The following is a 16,657-nucleotide window of genomic DNA, read 5'->3' on the forward strand; positions in this document are numbered from 1 at the left end:
GAGCTGTGCGGTGCCCTTCCCCGCCCTTTACTCCGCGTAACAGGAGGCTGTCTCCGGTTTATTCCCGGGGGTGGGCGCGTGTGTCGGGTGGCGGCGCGAGGGCACCACGAGGACGCCGGCCGCAATAGCGAGCAGGACCACCGGGAGCGCCATGGCCAGGTGGAGGCCGGCCAGCGGTGCCGACCCGGCCGCCATCAGGGCCGCCGTAGCAGCCGCTCCCAGGACCGAACCCAGTTGCCGGACCGTGTTGTTGACGCCCGAGGCCGCTCCCGCCAACTGCGGCGGGACGTTGCGCATGGCCTCCGTGGAGAGCGGCGCGATCATGCAGCCGGTGCCGAGGCCCATGAGCACCAGGGGTGCGGTGAGGGTCAGGGCGTGGGCGCCGGGGGTGGCCAGGAGGATGGCCGCGGTGAGGCCCGTACCGAAAGAGAGGAGACCGGCGAGGAGGACGCGCCGCCCGCCGATCCGGTCGCTCAGGCGGCCCGCGTACGGCGAGACGAGCAGGGAGACGAGCGGGGACGGCGCGAGCGCGAGGCCGGCGTGGATCGCGCTGAGGCCGAGTTGCTGCTGGAGGAAGAGGCTCAGCGGGAGGACCGCGCCGATCAGGGCGGCGCCGATCGCACCCATCAGGGCGGTCATGACGGTGAAGCCGCGGTCGGCGAACAGGGCGAAGGGGATGAGGGGTTCGGCGTCCTGACGGCGGGCCTGGTGGCGGAGGAACAGAGCGCCGAGGGCCAGGGACGCGGCGGCCAGGGTGCAGATCCCGGGGTTCCAGGAGTAGTGGTCGCCTTCCATCAGGGCGAAGGTGAGGCCGGTCAGGGCGGCGCCGGAGAGCAGGACGCCGGTCAGGCCGAGGCGGTGGGCGCGGCCGGTGCGCAGGTCGGGCACCCAGCGGAAGGTGAGGGCCAGGACCAGCAGGCCCACGGGAATGTTGACGAAGAACACCCAACGCCAGCCGACCGTACTGACGATGAGCCCGCCGAGGGTGGGACCGGAGAGGGTGGCCACGCCGGCGACCGAGCCCCAGATCCCGAGTGCGGTACCGCGCCGGGCGGCGGGGAAGGTGGCGACGATCAGCGCCATGGTCTGCGGGGTGAGCAGGGCCGCGCCGAGGCCTTGCACAACCCTGGCCACGATGAGCGTCGTGGGCCCGGTGGCCAGGCCGCAGGCCGCGCCGGCCAGGGTGAACAGGGCGGTTCCGGCGGCGAACAGGGTGCGCCGGCCCTTCATGTCGCCGAGCCGGGCGGAGGTCACCAGGAGGGCGGCGAGGACGAGCGTGTAGCCGCTGACCATCCACATCACCTGGTCGAGGCCGGCGTGCAGGGAGCGCATCACGTCGGGGATCGCGATGTTGACGATCGTCATGTCGAGGAGGGTCATGAAGAACCCGAGGGAGAGCGTGGCCAGGACGGCCCAGGGGTTTCCGCGCAGCTTGGGCGCGCCTGTCTTCGCTGCGCCTGCCTTGGCTGCGCCTGTCATGCCCGTCATCCGTGTCATGACGAGAAACATATCCATCAGATCTAGATGCATCAAGATGAGATGCATCTCTTTCTGATATATCTGGGTCCATGAACGTCGACGACCTGTTCCTGCTGGGTGTCCGCCTTCAGAAGATCGCGGAGTCCGCCATCCCCGCCGAGGGCATCGGCGACCACCCCACCAGCACCCGTACGGTCCTGATCGTCGCCGCCGACATCCGGGACCACCCCGGCGCCACGGTCACCGAGGTCGCCCGGCGCACCGGCCTGGTGCAGAGCCAGGTCTCCAACTGCGTCGCCCGGCTGCGCTCCGCCGACGCGCTGGTCACCGAGCCCGACCCGACGGACGGCCGCCGCACCCTGCTCCGCCCCAGCCCCGAGCCGTCGGCACGGATGAGGGCGGTCCGCGAGGCCCCGATCGCCCCGGCACTGGCGGCAGCCACCACCGACCCGACCGAGGCCCTGGCACTGCTGGAACGGCTGGAGGCGCTGCTGAGGCCGACCGACTGAGCGGGGTGGGCGGGCGGGTAGGTCGGAGCGGTGCCCGACCAATTCGACGCACCAGCGAACCGACCGGCACCACCGAATCGACCGGCCGGCCCGGGTCGTCCGGCAGGCCGACGGAGACGCCGGCCCCCGCCAGGTCAGCCGGCCTGCACCAGCGGTTCCTTTGTGAACAGCGTGCCCAGGTCCGGCGCGTTGACCTTGCGGTCCGCCAGGCGCAGGGCCTCCCAGACCGTGACCTGGTTGGCCGTGAGGACCGGCTTGCCCAGCTCCTTCTCCAGGTCCGGGATGTGGGCGGCCGTGTGCAGGGCTGTGTCCGGGAGGAGGACCGCCTCGATGTCCGGGGCGTCCACCGCGCGGGCCAGGGCGAGGACCTCGTCGTAGCCCCAGGTGCCGACCTCGGCGGCGGTGATGATGCCGGAGGCGCGCACCACGGCCGGTTCCACTCCCCCGGCGCGCAGGAAGTCGGCGAACAGGTTCGCCACGTCCTCCGGGTACGTCGCTCCTACGGCCACCCGGCGCACCCCCAGCTCCTTCGCCGCGTGCACGAAGGCGAAGGACGTCGACGACGCCGGGAGGCCCGCGGCCCGGGCCAGGGCGCGGACCTGGTCGTGGGCGCCCTCCCAGCCGTAGACGAAACTGCCGCTGGTGCAGGCCCAGACGACGGCCTCGGCGCCGGACATGCGGAGTTGCTCGACGCCCGCCGTGAGGCGCTCGGGGGAGCCCATCCTCAGGAGCGCGTCCACGCGGTGTGCGTCCTCGCCGATGTCCGTGTGGACCACGTCGAGGCGGATGTCACTCCCGAGGAGCTGTTCGATGCGCGGGTAGTCGTCCTCGGCGGAGTGACCCGGGTAGAGGAATCCGAGTGCGGTCATGACCAGCCTTCCTGGTGTTCTTCCGGCAGTACCGGCCCCTGACGGCGGGCGGACTCGTCCAGCAACGCCTGATAGGGGCCCACGGCACGCGTACCCAGTCGGCGCAGGGCTGCCCACATCGTGACCTGGTTGGCCGATATCACTGGTATGCGCAGTTCCGCCTCCAGCTGGGGGATCACGTCGTACGTCGGGAGGTTGGTGCAGCTGATGAAGAGCGCGTCGGCCGCGCCCTTGACGGCCTGGTGGGCCATGTCGACGACGTCGCGGTACGGCACCTTCCAGATGTGCCGGGTCAGGCCCATGAAGGCGCGGCCGGTGACCTCGACGCCGGCCTCGGCGAGGTACTCCTCCAGGGACTGGGTGACGGACACGGTGTAGGGGGTGACCAGGGCGATGCGGCGGGCGCCCAGTTCGGTGAGGGCGGCGAGCAGGGCGCCCGAGGTGGTCAGGGACGGGACCTCGCCGGCCCGGGTCATCGCCTCGCACATCGCGCGCTCCCCGGCGATGCCGCCGACGAAGCTTCCGGAGGTGCAGGCGTACGCGACGACCTCGGGGGCGACCGCGTTCAGCGTGCGGACCGCGTCGTGGAGCGTCTCGTGCTCGCTGACGAGCCTGGCCAGGTCGAGGCTCACCTCGACGGGCACGAACGGCGTCCGCGTGAGGTGCAGCGAGATGTCGTCGGGGACCCAGCGCCACAACTCACGGTCCAGCGCGAAGTCGAAGGGGGCGACGACACCGACACCGCGCTGCGGGCGGGGTCCGCCCAGGAAGGAAACATGCATGGCTACACCGGCCTCACCAAGAGAAACGGGGTGACAACGGTCCGTGCGGGCGTCCGTGTTGACGAAGGTAGGTTCGAGTGCGAGCGTGGTCAATCCGTGCATGTCAGACGGCCGCGCTCGGTGCCTCTCGCCGTGCTTCACGCTGTACCTCCCGCGAGAAACGGCTTCGCATGACCGCAACTCCCCCTGCCCTGCCCACCCTTCTCGTCCTGGACGCCGACCCGCTGCCCCGCCTCGGCAAGCTGACCGGGCGGGTGCGCGTCGAGCACGCCGACGAGTCGACGCTCGCTGATCAACTTCCGTCCGCCGACGTCCTGTTGGTGTGGGACTTCGCCTCGCACGCGGTACGCGCCGCCTGGCCGGGCGAGGGGCCCCGGCCGCGCTGGGTGCATACCGCCAGCGCGGGCGTGGACCACCTGATGTGCCCCGAACTCGCCGACTCCGACACGGTGGTGACGAACGCGCGGGGCGTCTTCGACCAGCCGATCGCCGAGTACGTCGCCGCCCTCGTCCTCGCGATGGCCAAGGATCTGCCCAGGACGCTGGAGCTCCAGCGGGAGCGGACCTGGCGGCACCGCGAGGCGCAGCGGGTGGCCGGAACGCGTGCCTGTGTGATCGGCTCCGGGCCGATCGGGCGGGCAATCGTCCGTACGCTCAAGGCACTTGGCGTGACGACCGCGCTCGTCGGCCGCACCCCGCGCACCGGTATCCACGGTCCCGGCGAGATCGACCGGCTGATGGCCCGCGCCGACTGGGTGATCTGTGCGGCCCCGCTCACCGACGAGACGCACGGCATGTTCGACGCCCGCCGCTTCGGCTGCATGCAGCCCTCGGCGCGCTTCATCAACGTGGGGCGGGGCCAACTCGTCGTAGAAGAAGCGCTCGCCGAGGCACTCACCAAGCACTGGATCGCGGGCGCCGCCCTCGACGTCTTCGAGGCCGAACCCCTCACCCCGGACAGCCCGTTGTGGCAGGTCCCCGGGCTGATCGTGTCCCCGCACATGAGTGGCGACACGGTCGGCTGGCGGGACGAACTCGGCACGCAGTTCGTGGCGGCGTACGAGAGATGGGAGGCGGGAAAGCCGCTGCCGAACGTGGTCGACAAGAAGCGTGGGTACGTACCGGGGCACTGAACTCCCCACTCTGGAGGGCCGGATGACGACCGAACTCACCGAGCTGACCGCCGTGGAACTCCTCGACGGCTACCGCAGAAGGGAGTTCAGTCCCGTGGACGCGACCCGCGCCACCCTCGATCGGGCCGAGGAGATCCAGCCCGCCGTGAACGCGTTCGTACGGCTCGACGCGGAGGGCGCGTTGGCGTCGGCGGCCGAATCGGCGGAACGCTGGCGACGCGGGGAGCCGTCCGGGCTGCTGGACGGCGTGCCGGTCACGGTCAAGGACATCCTGCTCCAGCGCGGCACACCGACCCTGCGCGGCTCCAAGACCGTTGCTGAGCAGGGTAGTTGGGACGAGGACGCGCCCTCGGTGGCCCGACTCCGTGAGCACGGCGCGGTGTTCATCGGCAAGACGACGACCCCGGAGTTCGGCTGGAAGGGCGTGACGGACTCCCTGTTGTCCGGGATCACCCGCAATCCGCACGACCCCTCACGCACGGCGGGCGGTTCAAGTGGCGGGAGCGCGGCGGCCGTTGCCCTGGGCGCGGGCCCGTTGTCGCTCGGCACGGACGGCGGCGGCAGTGTCCGTATCCCCGCGTCCTTCTGCGGCATCTTCGGCCTGAAGCCGACGTACGGCAGGGTGCCGCTGTACCCGGCGAGCGCGTTCGGCACGCTGTCGCACGTCGGCCCGATGACCCGGGACGCGGCGGACGCGGCGCTGTTGCTGGACGTGATCGGCGTACCGGACGCCCGCGACTGGTCGGGGCTCGACCGCGCGCCGGGTTCGTTCACGGAGGGGCTCGCGGGCGGGGTTCGCGGCCTGCGGATCGCGTACTCCCCGTCCCTCGGCGGTCAGGTCGCCGTCCGTCCGGCGGTCGCGGCGGCGGTACGGCGGGGCGTGGAGCGGCTGGCCGCGCTCGGCGCGTACGTGGAGGAGACCGACCCCGACTTCAGTGACCCGGTGGACGCCTTCCACACCCTGTGGTTCAGCGGGGCGGCCCGGGTGACGCAGAAACTCGCGCCGCAGCAACGGGAGTTGCTCGACCCGGGGCTGCGGGAGATCTGCGCGACGGGGGCGGGATTCTCGGCGCTGGACTACCTGGCGGCGGTGGACGCCCGTATGGAACTCGGCCGCAGGATGGGCCTGTTCCACGAGCGCTACGACCTCCTCGTCACGCCGACGCTCCCGATCACCGCGTTCGAGGCGGGAGTTGAGGTTCCCAAGGGTTCCGGGCACCGGCGTTGGACCGGCTGGACCCCGTTCACTTACCCCTTCAATCTGACGCAGCAGCCCGCCGCCACCGTCCCCGTGGGCAGTGACGGGGACGGGCTGCCGATCGGGATGCAGATCGTGGGGGCGCGGCACCGGGACGAGCTGGTGCTGCGGGCGGCGCACGCGCTGGACGGGGCGGGCTGAACCGGACTGCCCGCGGTCGCCGCCGGACGTCACTCCGGCGGCGACCGTCTCAGCGGCTCCCTACGCCCGCCGGAAGCTGAGGCTCTCCCCCGCCGCCCCCGACCGCCACAGGTCGTTGCAGGCCTCCGCCATCTCCTCCAGGCCCTCGACCACCTGGCCCCAGACGATGCCGGGCACCCAGCCCACGTCGCCGTTGAGGAGGAGGTTGTTGCGTTCGTAGAACAGGGCCAGGTCGACGACCGTCGTGCCGGCGCGGACCTCGCGGTCGTAGCCGTAGGCCTTCGTGCCGAGTTCCGTGCCGGCGAAGGCGAAATAGCAGAGATCGCCCGGTATGGGGGTGACTGTGGGGTTTTCCAGCGGGGGTTCCGTTTCTGCGAATGGCGGGAAAAGGGCGTAGATCTCGTTGCGGGCGTACTTGGCGTGGTAGACGTCGCCGATTAGCGGGAGTGCGTCCCAGATGGCCGCGCAGGTCAGCGGCGCACGTTCTACCAGCAGTTTTGCCCGGCAGTGGACGTTCCGCTTTGCGAGTGAGACCTCGATGAAGTGATCCGTCATGTCTTCCAGAGTGCATAACCCGGGAGCGGTCGGGTAGCTGCGCGCCCATGGCTCCACCAATTGGGAACGACAGACACACATCCGGTCACACGCCGGGTCACACCCGCCGGGCACTGCTCGCCGGGGTGGCGGCGGCGGGTGCGCTGGGCGCGGCCGGCTGCAGTCGTGTGGCCACCGCGTCGACCACGAGCGGGGGTGAACTGCTCGACCGGCTGAAGGCGCAGGGCGTCGTACGGCTGGGGATCGCGGGTGAGATCCCGTTCGGGTACATCGACAGGGACGGTCAACTGACCGGTGAGGCGCCGAAGTTGGCGGAAGCGATCTTCAAGCGGCTCGGCGTCGACAAGGTGCAGCCCGTGCCCACCGAGTTCGGCTCGCTCATACCCGGCCTGAACTCGCAGCAGTTCGACGTCGTGGCCGCCGGGATGTACGTGACCCCGGAACGCTGTGCGCAGGTCATCTTCGCCGACCCGGACTACCAGGTGCTCGACGCGTTCGTCGTCCGCAAGGGCAATCCGAAGGGGCTGCACACCTACAAGGACGTCGTCGCGAAGAAGGCGAAGTTCGCCACCGGCACCGGGTACGCCCAGATCCAGCACGCCGTCGACGCCGGGTACAAGCAGAGCGACATCCTGATCGTCCCGGACCAGGTCGCCGGGCTGAACGCCGTAGAGGCAGGGCGAGTTGACGTCTTCGCCGGTACGGCGCTCACCACCCGCGCGGTCGTGAAGAAGTCCGCCAAGGCCGAGTCGACCACGCCCTTCGCGCCGCTCGTCGACGGGAAACCGCGGATCGACGGGGGTGCCTTCGCGTTCCGGCCGACCGAGACGAAGCTGCGCGACGCCTTCAACGCCGAGCTGCACAAGCTCAAGAAGAGCGGGGAGCTGTTCCGCATCCTGCGGCCCTTCGGGTTCACCAAGGCCGAGATGACGAACCTCACCGCGAAGGAGCTCTGCGCCGGATGACCTCGGGACTCTGGGAACTCGTCCTCAAGGGGATCTGGACCACCGTCCAACTCCTCGTCCTCAGCGCGCTGTTGGCCACCGCCGTGTCCTTCGTCGTCGGCATCGCCCGCACCCACCGGCTGTGGATCGTCCGCTTCCTCGCCGGTCTGTACACCGAGGTGTTCCGCGGCACCTCCGCCCTCGTCATGATCTTCTGGGTGTTCTTCGTCCTGCCGGTCGCCTTCGGCTGGCAACTGGTCCCGCTGTGGGCGGGCACCCTCGCCCTCGGCCTGACCTACGGCGCGTACGGCACGGAGATCGTGCGCGGCGCCCTGAACGCGGTGGACCCGGCGCAGCAGGAGGGCGGGGTCGCGCTGAGCTTCACGCCCTGGCAGCGGATGCGGCTGATCCTGCTGCCGCAGGCGGTGCCGGAGATGATCCCGTCCTTCTGCAACCTGCTGATCGAACTCCTCAAGGGCACCGCCCTGGTCTCGGTCATGGGCATGGGCGATCTCACCTTCAGCGCCAACCTGGTGCGGCTCGCGCTGCAGCAGAGCGCGGAGATCTACACGTACATCCTGCTCATCTACTTCGTGATCGCGTTCGCCCTCACCCGGCTGATGCGCGGGCTGGAGAAGAAGCTGAAGGCGGGGATCGGCAAGGCGCCCGGCAACGAGAAGGCCGCGCGTGAGCTGAAGCGCGCGCAGACCACGGGTGTCGGAGGTGGCGTCGCGTGAAGTGGGACTGGAACGCCGTGAGCGAGTTCATGCCGTACTTCTGGGACGGCCTGAAAGTCACCCTGCAGATCCTGGTCCTCGGATCACTGATCTCGTTCGTCCTCGGGCTGGTGTGGGCGCTGCTGATGCGGACGCCGACTCGCTGGGTGCGCTGGCCAGTTGGGATCGTCACCGAGTTCGTGCGGGACACCCCGCTGCTGGTCCAACTGTTCTTCCTGTTCTACGTGTTGCCCGAGTGGGGCCTGACCTTCTCCGCGCTGACCACCGGTGTCTTCGCGATCGGGCTGCACTACTCGACGTACACGATGCAGGTCTACCGCGCGGGCATCGAGGCGGTGCCCGTCGGCCAGTGGGAGGCGGCGACCGCGCTGAACCTGCCGGTGCGCCGGACCTGGACGGCCGTGATCCTGCCGCAGGCGATCCGCCGGGTGATCCCGGCGCTGGGCAACTACGTGATCGCGATGCTCAAGGACACCCCGATCCTGATGGTGATCACCGTGCTCGAACTGATGGGCCAGGCCCGGCTGTTCTCCCAGGAGCACTACCAGTTCACCGAGCCCATCACGGTGATCGGGGTGGCCTTCATCCTCATCTCCTATCCCGCCTCCCTGCTGATCCGAGCCCTGGAGCGACGCCTTGTCCGCTGACACGCCCCTGACGAAGGAAACCGACGCCAACGCCAACCCCCCGGTGGACGGCAGCGAGTTGATCCGCCTGGACCATGTGACGAAGCGCTTCGGGTCCAACACCGTGCTCGACGACCTCGACTTCGCCGTCGAGTCCGGCAAGCACGTCACCCTGATCGGTCCCTCCGGGTCGGGCAAGACCACGATCCTGCGGCTGCTGATGACCCTGACCAAGCCGGACGAGGGCACGATCACCGTCGACGGGGAGCAGCTGTTCCCCGCGCCCGAGAAGCAGATCCGGGAGATCCGCAAGAAGATCGGGATGGTGTTCCAGCAGTTCAACCTGTTCCCGAACATGACCGTGCTGCGCAATGTCACCGAGGCACCGGTCACCGTCCTGGGCCTGCCCAAGGACGAGGCGGAGGCGCGCGCCCTGGAGCTGCTCGACCTGGTCGGCCTCGCCGACAAGGCCGGCGCCCGCCCGACCCAGCTCTCCGGCGGCCAGCAGCAGCGCGTCGCGATCGCACGGGCGCTGGCGATGCGCCCGCAGGTCCTTCTGCTGGACGAGGTGACCTCCGCGCTCGACCCGGAACTGGTCGCGGGCGTCCTCGACGTCCTGCGGGACATCGCCCGCACCACCGACATCACGATGCTCTGTGTGACCCACGAGATGAATTTCGCCCGTGATATTTCGGATCAAGTCCTGATGTTCGACTCGGGAAAGGTCATCGAATCGGGCCCGCCGGAGCAGATCTTCGGCGATCCGGAACAACAGCGGACCCGGGAATTCCTCGGCGCGATTCTTTGACAATTATTCAATTACGACACGTGAGCAATCGAACACCCAAGGTCCGCGCCACGGGCAATGACCAAGGCATATGCCAATTGTCTCGCGCCGCAGTTGGGAGGCCGTAAGGAGGGCCATAATCTCGCCAACAGCCGCTCCACATCGGCCGTTTGACAGCTATCGTGGAGGGGATTCGCTGTCCGGTATCACGGCCCAAAAAGCGAGCGCAGGGAGAAACACCGTGGCGCTGATGCACGAGCCGACCGCTCCCTACCACTCGGTACAGGACGCACTGCGCATCCTGGAGACAGTCGCCGGACACGCCACCGGCGTCACGGACACCGAACTCGCCCGTCGCACCGGCCTCGGCACCGAGCGCCTGACGATACTGCTGCGGACCCTGCGCCGCGAGGGCTACGTCGAGCAGCTCACCGACGGCGCGTACATCACCGGCGAGGCGCTGAGCCGGCTCGGTTCCGCGGCGGGCCGGGAGCAGGCGGTGCGCGAGCAGATCCAGCGGACCCTGGACCGGCTGCGCGACTCCCTGGGCGCGGCGGTCTACGTCAGCCGGTACGTCGACGGCGAGGTCACGATCACCCAGTACGCGGCCGGGCCCGCCACCCCGGCGGTCAACGAGTGGGTCGACTTCCGCGTCTCCGCGCACGCGACCGCGCTCGGCAAGAGCCTGCTGGGCCAGCTCGACCACAACGGCCGGCGCGACCATCTCTCCCGGCACAAGATGGCCCGCCTCACCTCGCGCACGATCACCAGCGACCGGCTGCTGCTCTCCCGCCTGGAGACCCAGCCGCCGACCGTCCCGCACCTCGACCTCCAGGAGTACGCGGTGGGCACGGTCTGCGCGGCCGTCCCGATCACGGCCGGCGCCTCGGTCGGCTGCCTGGCCCTCTCCCTCCCGGTCGAACACGCCCACCGCCTGCGCCAGGCGGCGGACACGCTGAACCGTGAAGCGGGCCCGGTGCTGCTGTCGCTCGCGATCTGAGGGCTGTCGCGACCCTGGTCCGAAGCACCCGTCCGGACCAGGTAGTATTTTTCTTGTCGCCCTCCGCGAGACTCAGATCCAGCGGAAGGCGTGAGTCACGCGCCGCTAGCTCAGTTGGTTAGAGCAGCTGACTCTTAATCAGCGGGTCCGGGGTTCGAGTCCCTGGCGGCGCACTGTGTGTGACCTGGGCATCCTTCTCATCGGAAGGGTGCCCTTGGTCGTTTTCGGGGTCGGATGCCAGCGAGGGGCTGACGGCGGCGTCGTCCGGTTGTACGGCGGGTGGTTGGGGAACGAGCGCGGCGGCGCACCGGGTGAACGGCGGAAAGATCACGATTCGCCGGGCGACCACCTGAGGCGACGTGAGTAACGTGCCCTGGCACTGATGAAGTCACGACGACGACCACGCGGGAGTCCAGAAGCGCTACCTCTCCTTGGCGAACTCCACGAATGCCACCCAAGTGACCGGCTGGACGGCCACAGCTCTACGACTGCGTTCCTTGGTGTCCCGCACCATCACCATCGTCGGCTCGTTGTCTGCCACTTCAACGCAGTTCTCGGTCCCGGTGTAGGAACTGGTGCGCCAGTTCAGGGTTACAGGCTGCATGGTGCTCTCCTAATCGCTCGGCGTCTGATCGAAGTGTTGGCTGGCGGTGAGGATGAGGTCGCGGACAGCGGTGCCGTAGACCGCTGACTGCTTCAAGAGGGCGAAGGCTTTGGTGTACAACTCGATCTCTCGGGGCTGTGTGACGGAGAACTCCGCCGAGTAGGTCTCAACGAGGACGAGCTTGTCGTCGAACATGGAGAAGGAGTTGCCGGGCCAGATACCGATGGACGCGGAGCGCGGGATGATGCCCAGGCTCATCCGGGGCAGCCGCATCACCGCCAGCAACCGGTCGAGCTGCCCCTTCATCACCTCCGGTCCTCCGAAGTTCGTGTAGAGCGCCTGCTCGCCGAGCACGACGTTGAAGATCCGGTTGCCTCGGTACAGGTACTGCTGTCGTTCCAGCCGCTTGGCGGTGGCGGCTTCCGCGTCGTCAGGGATCTCGTAGTAGTCGACGACCTGGCGGAAGGTCTCGGCCGCGTACTCCGCGGTCTGGAGGGTTCCCCACACCAGCGTCGGGTGCCAGATGCGGAAGACCTTGGTCTTGGCGTAGATCGGCAAGGCCTTCTTCTGCCGCTGCTCCGCGCCGGTCTGGAACTGCCGACGCCACTCAAGCCACAGCTCATCGATGTGCCGCACCGTGGCGATCAGGTCGGCGAGGTGCTCTTGCCGGTCGGTCTTCATGCACCAGGTACGGATGTCGTCTTCGCTGGGGTTCTGCTTGCCGTTCTCCAGCCGGGAGACCTTGGACTCCGCCCACCCGGTGGCTACGGCGAATGCCCGACCGCTCGCGAACCCCGCATCCTTGCGGAATCCGCGTAGCCGGGCACCCAGTGCCTCTCGTGCTTCTTGCGCTTGGTTGCTCACTGATGGGTCAGGGCTTGTACTCGGCGTGTGGGATGGCGTCGGCCCAGAGCAAGTCGCGTACGCGGACACATGCGGCCACGGTGTCGGGGTCCTCGATGATCTCGGAGCCCAGGACACGGCCCTCCGGATCGAAGTGGCCGACCGCAAGGAGACGATCGTCGTACAGCCACCAGTCGTTGCCAGCCAGGGGGAAGGTGACGCCCTCGGGCAATCGGTGTCGCGGTAGCCATCGGATGTCCTCGCCGGCCTCGATGTTGAGGTGGGTCAGCGAGTACTCCCATCCGACGTACTCGGAGTGAGGCTCCGTGATAATTCGGACACGTCGCACCGTCTTACCTTCACCCGTGACGCGCTTCATCAGCGTCATCCACGGATCGAGCCACACGTAGTCGTCCGGCTCACCCCGCTGCCACCTGGCGTACGGCGTGTCTTCGACGGGAGACCCGTAGTCGTCCCGCAGCTCCAGGTGGAAGGCGTCGCGCTCGAAGCTGCGGAACAGCTCGTCACGCTGTGCGGGGGTGATCAGGTCCACCGTTCTCCTCCAGCAGGGCCATGATCGAGGACTTGGGGACCTCGATGCAGGTCTCATAGTCGGGCATGCGCATCTGGTTCAGGGCTTCAGCATCGTGCATTTCCGGGCCTTGGAGTACGCATGTTCCCTGTTCCGTGACGAGCATGATCGGGGCGGTGAACTTCCTGATCTCGCCGGACAGTTGGCCGTCCTTGGTCAGGTGCTCGAACAGCTCGGTCGGCACCTCTACCGCGGTCTGTCCTTCCGGTACGTCGAGCTGCGCGAGTAGGTCGTTGGCGAAGATCTTCCAGCCTTGGATGACGTAGCTGTCCTGGTCACTGGCGTACAGGGTGGGGCTGTCTCCGGGGGTGGAGTTCTTACCAAGGAACCGTAGCTTCATGGTTGCTCTCCCGTCCGCTGTCTTGCGCAGGTTTGCGCGACAGGTCGATCGTCGAGGAGCCGTTCGAGCCCGTCAATCGACTTGCTGCAAACTCGCGCAATCTCCTTGGGAGTTGGGCGCTGGTCGCTCTACGTTCGTTCTCGAACCCAAGTCCGCGGAGGCGGCATCGAGGGGAGAAGCGTGGTGGCGAGCGTGACCGAGGAACCCGAGGCCGGCGTCGACAACTTGCCCATCGATGTCGAGCTGATCTCGGACATAACAGATGGCGTGCTGAAGATGGAGTTGAGCACGTCGACCCGTGAGGACATCGACTTCAAGACGACGAGAGTCGTCGGTCTCCTGAGCCTGCTCCTGGCCGAAGACCTGGGCGCCGATGACGATGACGACGTCATGGACCTGTTCCGCCAGGCGTACAAGCTGCTGGAGTTGACCAACCGTCCCGGCAGACGGGCGCCAAGCTTTACGGCCTTCTTCTTCATGCGCGACGTAGCCAACCTCACCCGGCGCCTGCTGTGGGTCTACGTCGAGCGGAACGGCGGGGTACCCCGCCGTGACTGACAGCAAGCGGCCTGGCGCCGGAGACGAGGTCGAGTACAAACCCGGATGCCGAGCGATCGTGACGGACCTCAGCCGTGGTGTGCCCATTCTCAGGGCCCCTGCTCGTTCCGAGTGGCCGGCCGACAATCCTGAGCAACTCGTTGTGACGCGGACTCGGCAGGAGCGCATCGAGGCCGGAGCATGACCGGTCGCCAGTGGATCATGGGCACCTGTCTGCTCTGCCGTCGCTCCGATCAACTCGTGATCTTTATCGGCCCGGTCGAGGTAGGCGGCCTATCGGCCCCGGTATTCGCTTGTGGCGACTGCTGCGAGTGGTGTCGCTGGGTCGTCCACTCCTACCACCAGCGGTTGGACGCGCGTCCTGCCATGTAGCTCCCACCCCAGCTCGGTTCCCCCGTACGAGCTGGGGTGGGGCTCAACCCCAGGAGGTATCGGATGCACCAGCTGATCGTCAGCCCGTTCCTGGATGGCCACCTGGCCGTCCGGCCGGGGAGCACCACCTGTGTGCGGTTGCCAGCCGAGCACTACGAGGAGGTGCGGCGGAGCAGCAGTTCCAATACCCGTGTGCCGGACTGGCTGGTAGAAACCGCGGCCGAAGCCTGGGGTCTCGATCTCGACGGCGAGGCCGCCGACTCGACGCTCCTGATACGCGAGCCGACCGAACTCGGCTTCGCGCGGGCGAGTTGGGAGATCAACCTCTACTGCAACTTCGGCTGCAAGCACTGCTACCTCGGCGAACGCCCCCTGGCCGGCCTCAGCTGGGACGAGAAGGTCAAGCTGATCGACATCTTCCGCGACTCGGGGGTCCTCTGGCTCCAGATCACGGGTGGCGAACCGACGGTCGATCCCGATTTCGAGGGCGCCTACCGGTACGCGTACCGCCAGGGCATGATGCTCACGGTTTCCACCAACGCCTCGCGTCTGTGGAAGCCCGACTTGCTCCGCCTGTTCCGGGACTGTCCGCCGTATCGCGTCGTCGTCAGCGTGTACGGCGCCACGGAGGAGTCCTTCGACGAGCTGACCCAGCGCAAGGGCGCGTGGAAGAACTTCCAGCGAGGCATGGCCGCCGCTCGCAACGCCAACCTGCCGCTCCGAGTGTCCGTCGTGGTCACAGAGGACAACGCCCACGAGGTCGACGCCATGGTGGACCTGGTCAAGGGCTGGGGCCTGGACCACCACGTCTACACCAACATGCAGCCGACCTTCTCGGGCACGGGCGAGCCGCTGCTCGTCCAGTCGACGGAATTCCTTCGCAAGCGACCGGTCTTCCAGGGCTGCAACGCGGGAGTGACCTTCTTCCACGCCGACCCTCACGCCATGGTCTCGATCTGCAAGATCGGTCGCGACGACCAGATCAACCTCATGACCGAGGGGATCGACGGCCTGCGCCGACTCGGAGCGATCTCCGATCGGCTCATGCTTCGCACCGGTGGCTGCACGGGCTGCTCGATCTCCGGCTCATGCCGGGTATGTCGACCGCTCGCCAAGGTCTACCAGGAGGCGAAGGCACCACTGAACACCTACTGCCAGCACGGAGACACCAAGGAGATGGTGCACTCATGAGTCCCGTTCCCGTCACGATCCAGACCAGCCGCCCGCCGGCTATCCGCCCGGCTCTGCCCACCACCCTCGTCGCCACCACGGCACTCGTCATCGAGCCCGACGCCGACGCCTTGATGGAGGGCAGCGCCTGCTCCTGCGCGGCCGGCGACGACAACCCGAACTGACCGAACGTATCCGGTCACACGGGCTCAGGCCCCGGCGAATCAGCGTCGAGGCCTGAGCCTTCGAGCACGAGATGAGTACCCTGAGCACATGCGATTCCGCTGGGACTGGCTACGTCCAGTGGTGTCGGCGCCCTACGTGCCGACGATCGGACCGGTACACCCGTCCGTCCTCACCGAAGACCTGTTCACGGACACACTGATCGCGGCCTCCACCGACCGGTGGTTCTTGCGCTACGACAAGGACATCCGCTGGTCCGACAGCAAAGACGAGACCGTTCTCGTCGAGGGCATCGTCCACCGGCCGGGCCAGACGTTGATTCCCACGCTGTCCCGGCGAGGCTCCGGCATGGTCAAGGTCCACCTCTACGGCATCGAGCCCGACAGCGCCTTCGTCGCCACCGAGCTGGCTCAGAAACTGGCCGCCGAACACGGCGCTGGGAAGGCGCGGATTGTGCGTTTCCTCGGTCCCGAGGCACCAGACGGGCGCGGTACGCGCATCCAGCTCCAGGACTTCAGGGCGACCGTCCACCCGGCCCCGGACGGTCCCGTCCGCCCTTTCGACGAGTGGCCAGCGGGAGCACAAGGCACCTTCGCCGCCTTCGCCGATGAGATGACCGCGGACGGCTTCACCTTCCTCTACCAGCAGATGCGGGCCGGGATGGTCGGCCCAGTCCTGACAGCCGTCCTGGACGGCAAAGTGGCCGGCGCCATCGGCCCCATGGAGATTCGTCCCGACGCGATCGGCACCCCTCAGCTGATGCCGCAGTACTTCGGCGTTCTCCAGGATTACCGCGGCGAGGGACTGGGACGTCTGCTGTGGCGTGCCGCGATGCACTGGGGGCAGGTCAACGGAGCCGCCTACCAACTCCTGCAAACCGAGGTCAGAGGTCCTTCGGACCGCCTCTGCCGGTCCGAAGGACTGACGTCGCTCGGCTTCACCTACTGGTGGCAGGCCTCATGATGTTGTACACGGCTTCTGACGCCAGTGTTGGCAAGAGGAGTGATGTATCCGCCTCCGGTGGCCCGCGCAAAGACGACCTCGCTCCACGCTTCAACCGACACCAGTGGTCCTACAAGGCACCAGGTGCTGGATCTCGGCTGCTTGGCGCTCCTGGCTGCCCGTCCACCCCGCTCTCCTCCTTCATCAAAGTGGAGTTGACCCGGCCGTAGGGG

Annotated in this window: 20 protein-coding genes and 1 tRNA gene; 13 read left to right on the forward strand and 8 right to left on the reverse strand. The window is 68.1% G+C overall.

All coding sequences use genetic code 11. The features are described from left to right. Positions 1-27: 27 nt before the first annotated feature. Positions 28-1,497 (reverse strand): MFS transporter, encoded by a 1,470-nt coding sequence (locus SPR02S_RS55445; protein WP_245607530.1) that lies wholly within the window; start codon positions 1,495-1,497, stop codon positions 28-30. 71 nt (positions 1,498-1,568) lie between these two features. Here SPR02S_RS55445 and SPR02S_RS09040 point away from each other — a divergent pair, with 71 nt between their 5' ends. Next, on the forward strand, positions 1,569-1,988 hold the full coding sequence (locus SPR02S_RS09040) for a MarR family transcriptional regulator (protein WP_019056625.1): 420 nt from the start codon (positions 1,569-1,571) through the stop codon (positions 1,986-1,988). 134 nt (positions 1,989-2,122) lie between these two features. On the opposite strand, the gene SPR02S_RS09045 is transcribed toward SPR02S_RS09040, so the two are convergent. Next, positions 2,123-2,857 carry a maleate cis-trans isomerase family protein gene (locus SPR02S_RS09045; protein WP_019056626.1) on the reverse strand — a complete coding sequence of 245 codons (735 nt, stop codon included), beginning with the start codon at positions 2,855-2,857 and terminating at the stop codon, positions 2,123-2,125. Then, positions 2,854-3,639, reverse strand: coding sequence for a maleate cis-trans isomerase family protein (locus SPR02S_RS09050; protein WP_019056627.1), 786 nt, complete (start codon positions 3,637-3,639; stop codon positions 2,854-2,856). Before SPR02S_RS09050 ends, SPR02S_RS09045 begins: the two co-directional genes overlap by 4 nt. 170 nt (positions 3,640-3,809) lie before the next feature. On the opposite strand from SPR02S_RS09050, the gene SPR02S_RS09055 reads away from it, so the two are divergent. Beyond that, entirely contained in the window at positions 3,810-4,772 is a 963-nt protein-coding gene (locus tag SPR02S_RS09055; RefSeq protein ID WP_019056628.1) for a D-2-hydroxyacid dehydrogenase, read from the forward strand. Between the two features lie 22 nt (positions 4,773-4,794). After that, positions 4,795-6,171 carry an amidase gene (locus tag SPR02S_RS09060; protein WP_019056629.1) on the forward strand — a complete coding sequence of 459 codons (1,377 nt, stop codon included), beginning with the start codon at positions 4,795-4,797 and terminating at the stop codon, positions 6,169-6,171. 60 nt (positions 6,172-6,231) lie between these two features. On the opposite strand, the gene SPR02S_RS09065 is transcribed toward SPR02S_RS09060, so the two are convergent. Further along, positions 6,232-6,726, reverse strand: coding sequence for a DUF3830 family protein (locus tag SPR02S_RS09065; RefSeq protein WP_019056630.1), 495 nt, complete (start codon positions 6,724-6,726; stop codon positions 6,232-6,234). A 47-nt stretch (positions 6,727-6,773) separates the two neighbouring features. On the opposite strand from SPR02S_RS09065, the gene ehuB reads away from it, so the two are divergent. The 6 genes from ehuB (at position 6,774) to SPR02S_RS09095 (ending at position 10,993) form a co-directional block, all read left to right on the forward strand. Continuing rightward, complete coding sequence (gene ehuB, locus SPR02S_RS09070) at positions 6,774-7,691, forward strand: ectoine/hydroxyectoine ABC transporter substrate-binding protein EhuB (protein WP_078622846.1); 918 nt, start codon at positions 6,774-6,776, stop codon at positions 7,689-7,691. Beyond that, positions 7,688-8,407 carry an ectoine/hydroxyectoine ABC transporter permease subunit EhuC gene (gene ehuC, locus SPR02S_RS09075; RefSeq protein ID WP_019056632.1) on the forward strand — a complete coding sequence of 240 codons (720 nt, stop codon included), beginning with the start codon at positions 7,688-7,690 and terminating at the stop codon, positions 8,405-8,407. The genes ehuB and ehuC overlap by 4 nt, the downstream gene beginning before the upstream one ends. Continuing rightward, positions 8,404-9,054 carry an ectoine/hydroxyectoine ABC transporter permease subunit EhuD gene (gene ehuD / locus SPR02S_RS09080; protein ID WP_019056633.1) on the forward strand — a complete coding sequence of 217 codons (651 nt, stop codon included), beginning with the start codon at positions 8,404-8,406 and terminating at the stop codon, positions 9,052-9,054. Before ehuC ends, ehuD begins: the two co-directional genes overlap by 4 nt. After that, a complete protein-coding gene (gene ehuA, locus SPR02S_RS09085) occupies positions 9,044-9,841 on the forward strand; it encodes an ectoine/hydroxyectoine ABC transporter ATP-binding protein EhuA (protein WP_019056634.1) in 798 nt (265 codons plus the stop codon). Before ehuD ends, ehuA begins: the two co-directional genes overlap by 11 nt. A 220-nt stretch (positions 9,842-10,061) precedes the next feature. Then, positions 10,062-10,820 carry an IclR family transcriptional regulator gene (locus tag SPR02S_RS09090; protein WP_019056635.1) on the forward strand — a complete coding sequence of 253 codons (759 nt, stop codon included), beginning with the start codon at positions 10,062-10,064 and terminating at the stop codon, positions 10,818-10,820. Positions 10,821-10,919: 99 nt separating this feature from the next. Then, positions 10,920-10,993: transfer RNA gene (locus SPR02S_RS09095), tRNA-Lys, on the forward strand. 248 nt (positions 10,994-11,241) lie between these two features. Here SPR02S_RS09095 and SPR02S_RS09100 read toward each other — a convergent pair. Genes SPR02S_RS09100 through SPR02S_RS09115 form a run of 4 tightly spaced genes read right to left on the reverse strand, consistent with a single transcriptional unit; the run spans position 11,242 to position 13,199 of the window. Beyond that, entirely contained in the window at positions 11,242-11,424 is a 183-nt protein-coding gene (locus tag SPR02S_RS09100; RefSeq protein WP_019056636.1) for a DUF397 domain-containing protein, read from the reverse strand. Between the two features lie 9 nt (positions 11,425-11,433). After that, a complete protein-coding gene (locus tag SPR02S_RS09105; protein ID WP_019056637.1) occupies positions 11,434-12,288 on the reverse strand; it encodes a helix-turn-helix domain-containing protein in 855 nt (284 codons plus the stop codon). Positions 12,289-12,295: 7 nt separating this feature from the next. Beyond that, positions 12,296-12,820 (reverse strand): DUF6879 family protein, encoded by a 525-nt coding sequence (locus tag SPR02S_RS09110; protein WP_019056638.1) that lies wholly within the window; start codon positions 12,818-12,820, stop codon positions 12,296-12,298. Beyond that, on the reverse strand, positions 12,792-13,199 hold the full coding sequence (locus SPR02S_RS09115; protein WP_019056639.1) for a hypothetical protein: 408 nt from the start codon (positions 13,197-13,199) through the stop codon (positions 12,792-12,794). Before SPR02S_RS09115 ends, SPR02S_RS09110 begins: the two co-directional genes overlap by 29 nt. Before the next feature lie 192 nt (positions 13,200-13,391). Between SPR02S_RS09115 and SPR02S_RS09120 the strand changes: the two genes are divergently transcribed. From SPR02S_RS09120 to SPR02S_RS09140, 4 genes are all read left to right on the forward strand, one after another. Further along, the gene (locus SPR02S_RS09120) at positions 13,392-13,757 is read left to right on the forward strand and encodes a hypothetical protein (RefSeq protein ID WP_245607531.1); all 366 of its coding nucleotides are present in this window, start codon (positions 13,392-13,394) and stop codon (positions 13,755-13,757) included. Positions 13,758-14,192: 435 nt separating this feature from the next. Then, positions 14,193-15,320 (forward strand): radical SAM protein, encoded by a 1,128-nt coding sequence (locus SPR02S_RS09130; RefSeq protein ID WP_019056642.1) that lies wholly within the window; start codon positions 14,193-14,195, stop codon positions 15,318-15,320. After that, complete coding sequence (locus SPR02S_RS62930) at positions 15,317-15,484, forward strand: hypothetical protein (RefSeq protein ID WP_019056643.1); 168 nt, start codon at positions 15,317-15,319, stop codon at positions 15,482-15,484. The genes SPR02S_RS09130 and SPR02S_RS62930 overlap by 4 nt, the downstream gene beginning before the upstream one ends. Positions 15,485-15,572: 88 nt before the next feature. Next, positions 15,573-16,445 carry a GNAT family N-acetyltransferase gene (locus tag SPR02S_RS09140; RefSeq protein WP_026150362.1) on the forward strand — a complete coding sequence of 291 codons (873 nt, stop codon included), beginning with the start codon at positions 15,573-15,575 and terminating at the stop codon, positions 16,443-16,445. Positions 16,446-16,657: the final 212 nt, after the last annotated feature.

The sequence above is a fragment of the Streptomyces prunicolor NBRC 13075 genome (genome assembly GCF_000367365.1).
Lineage (GTDB): Bacteria > Actinomycetota > Actinomycetes > Streptomycetales > Streptomycetaceae > Streptomyces > Streptomyces prunicolor.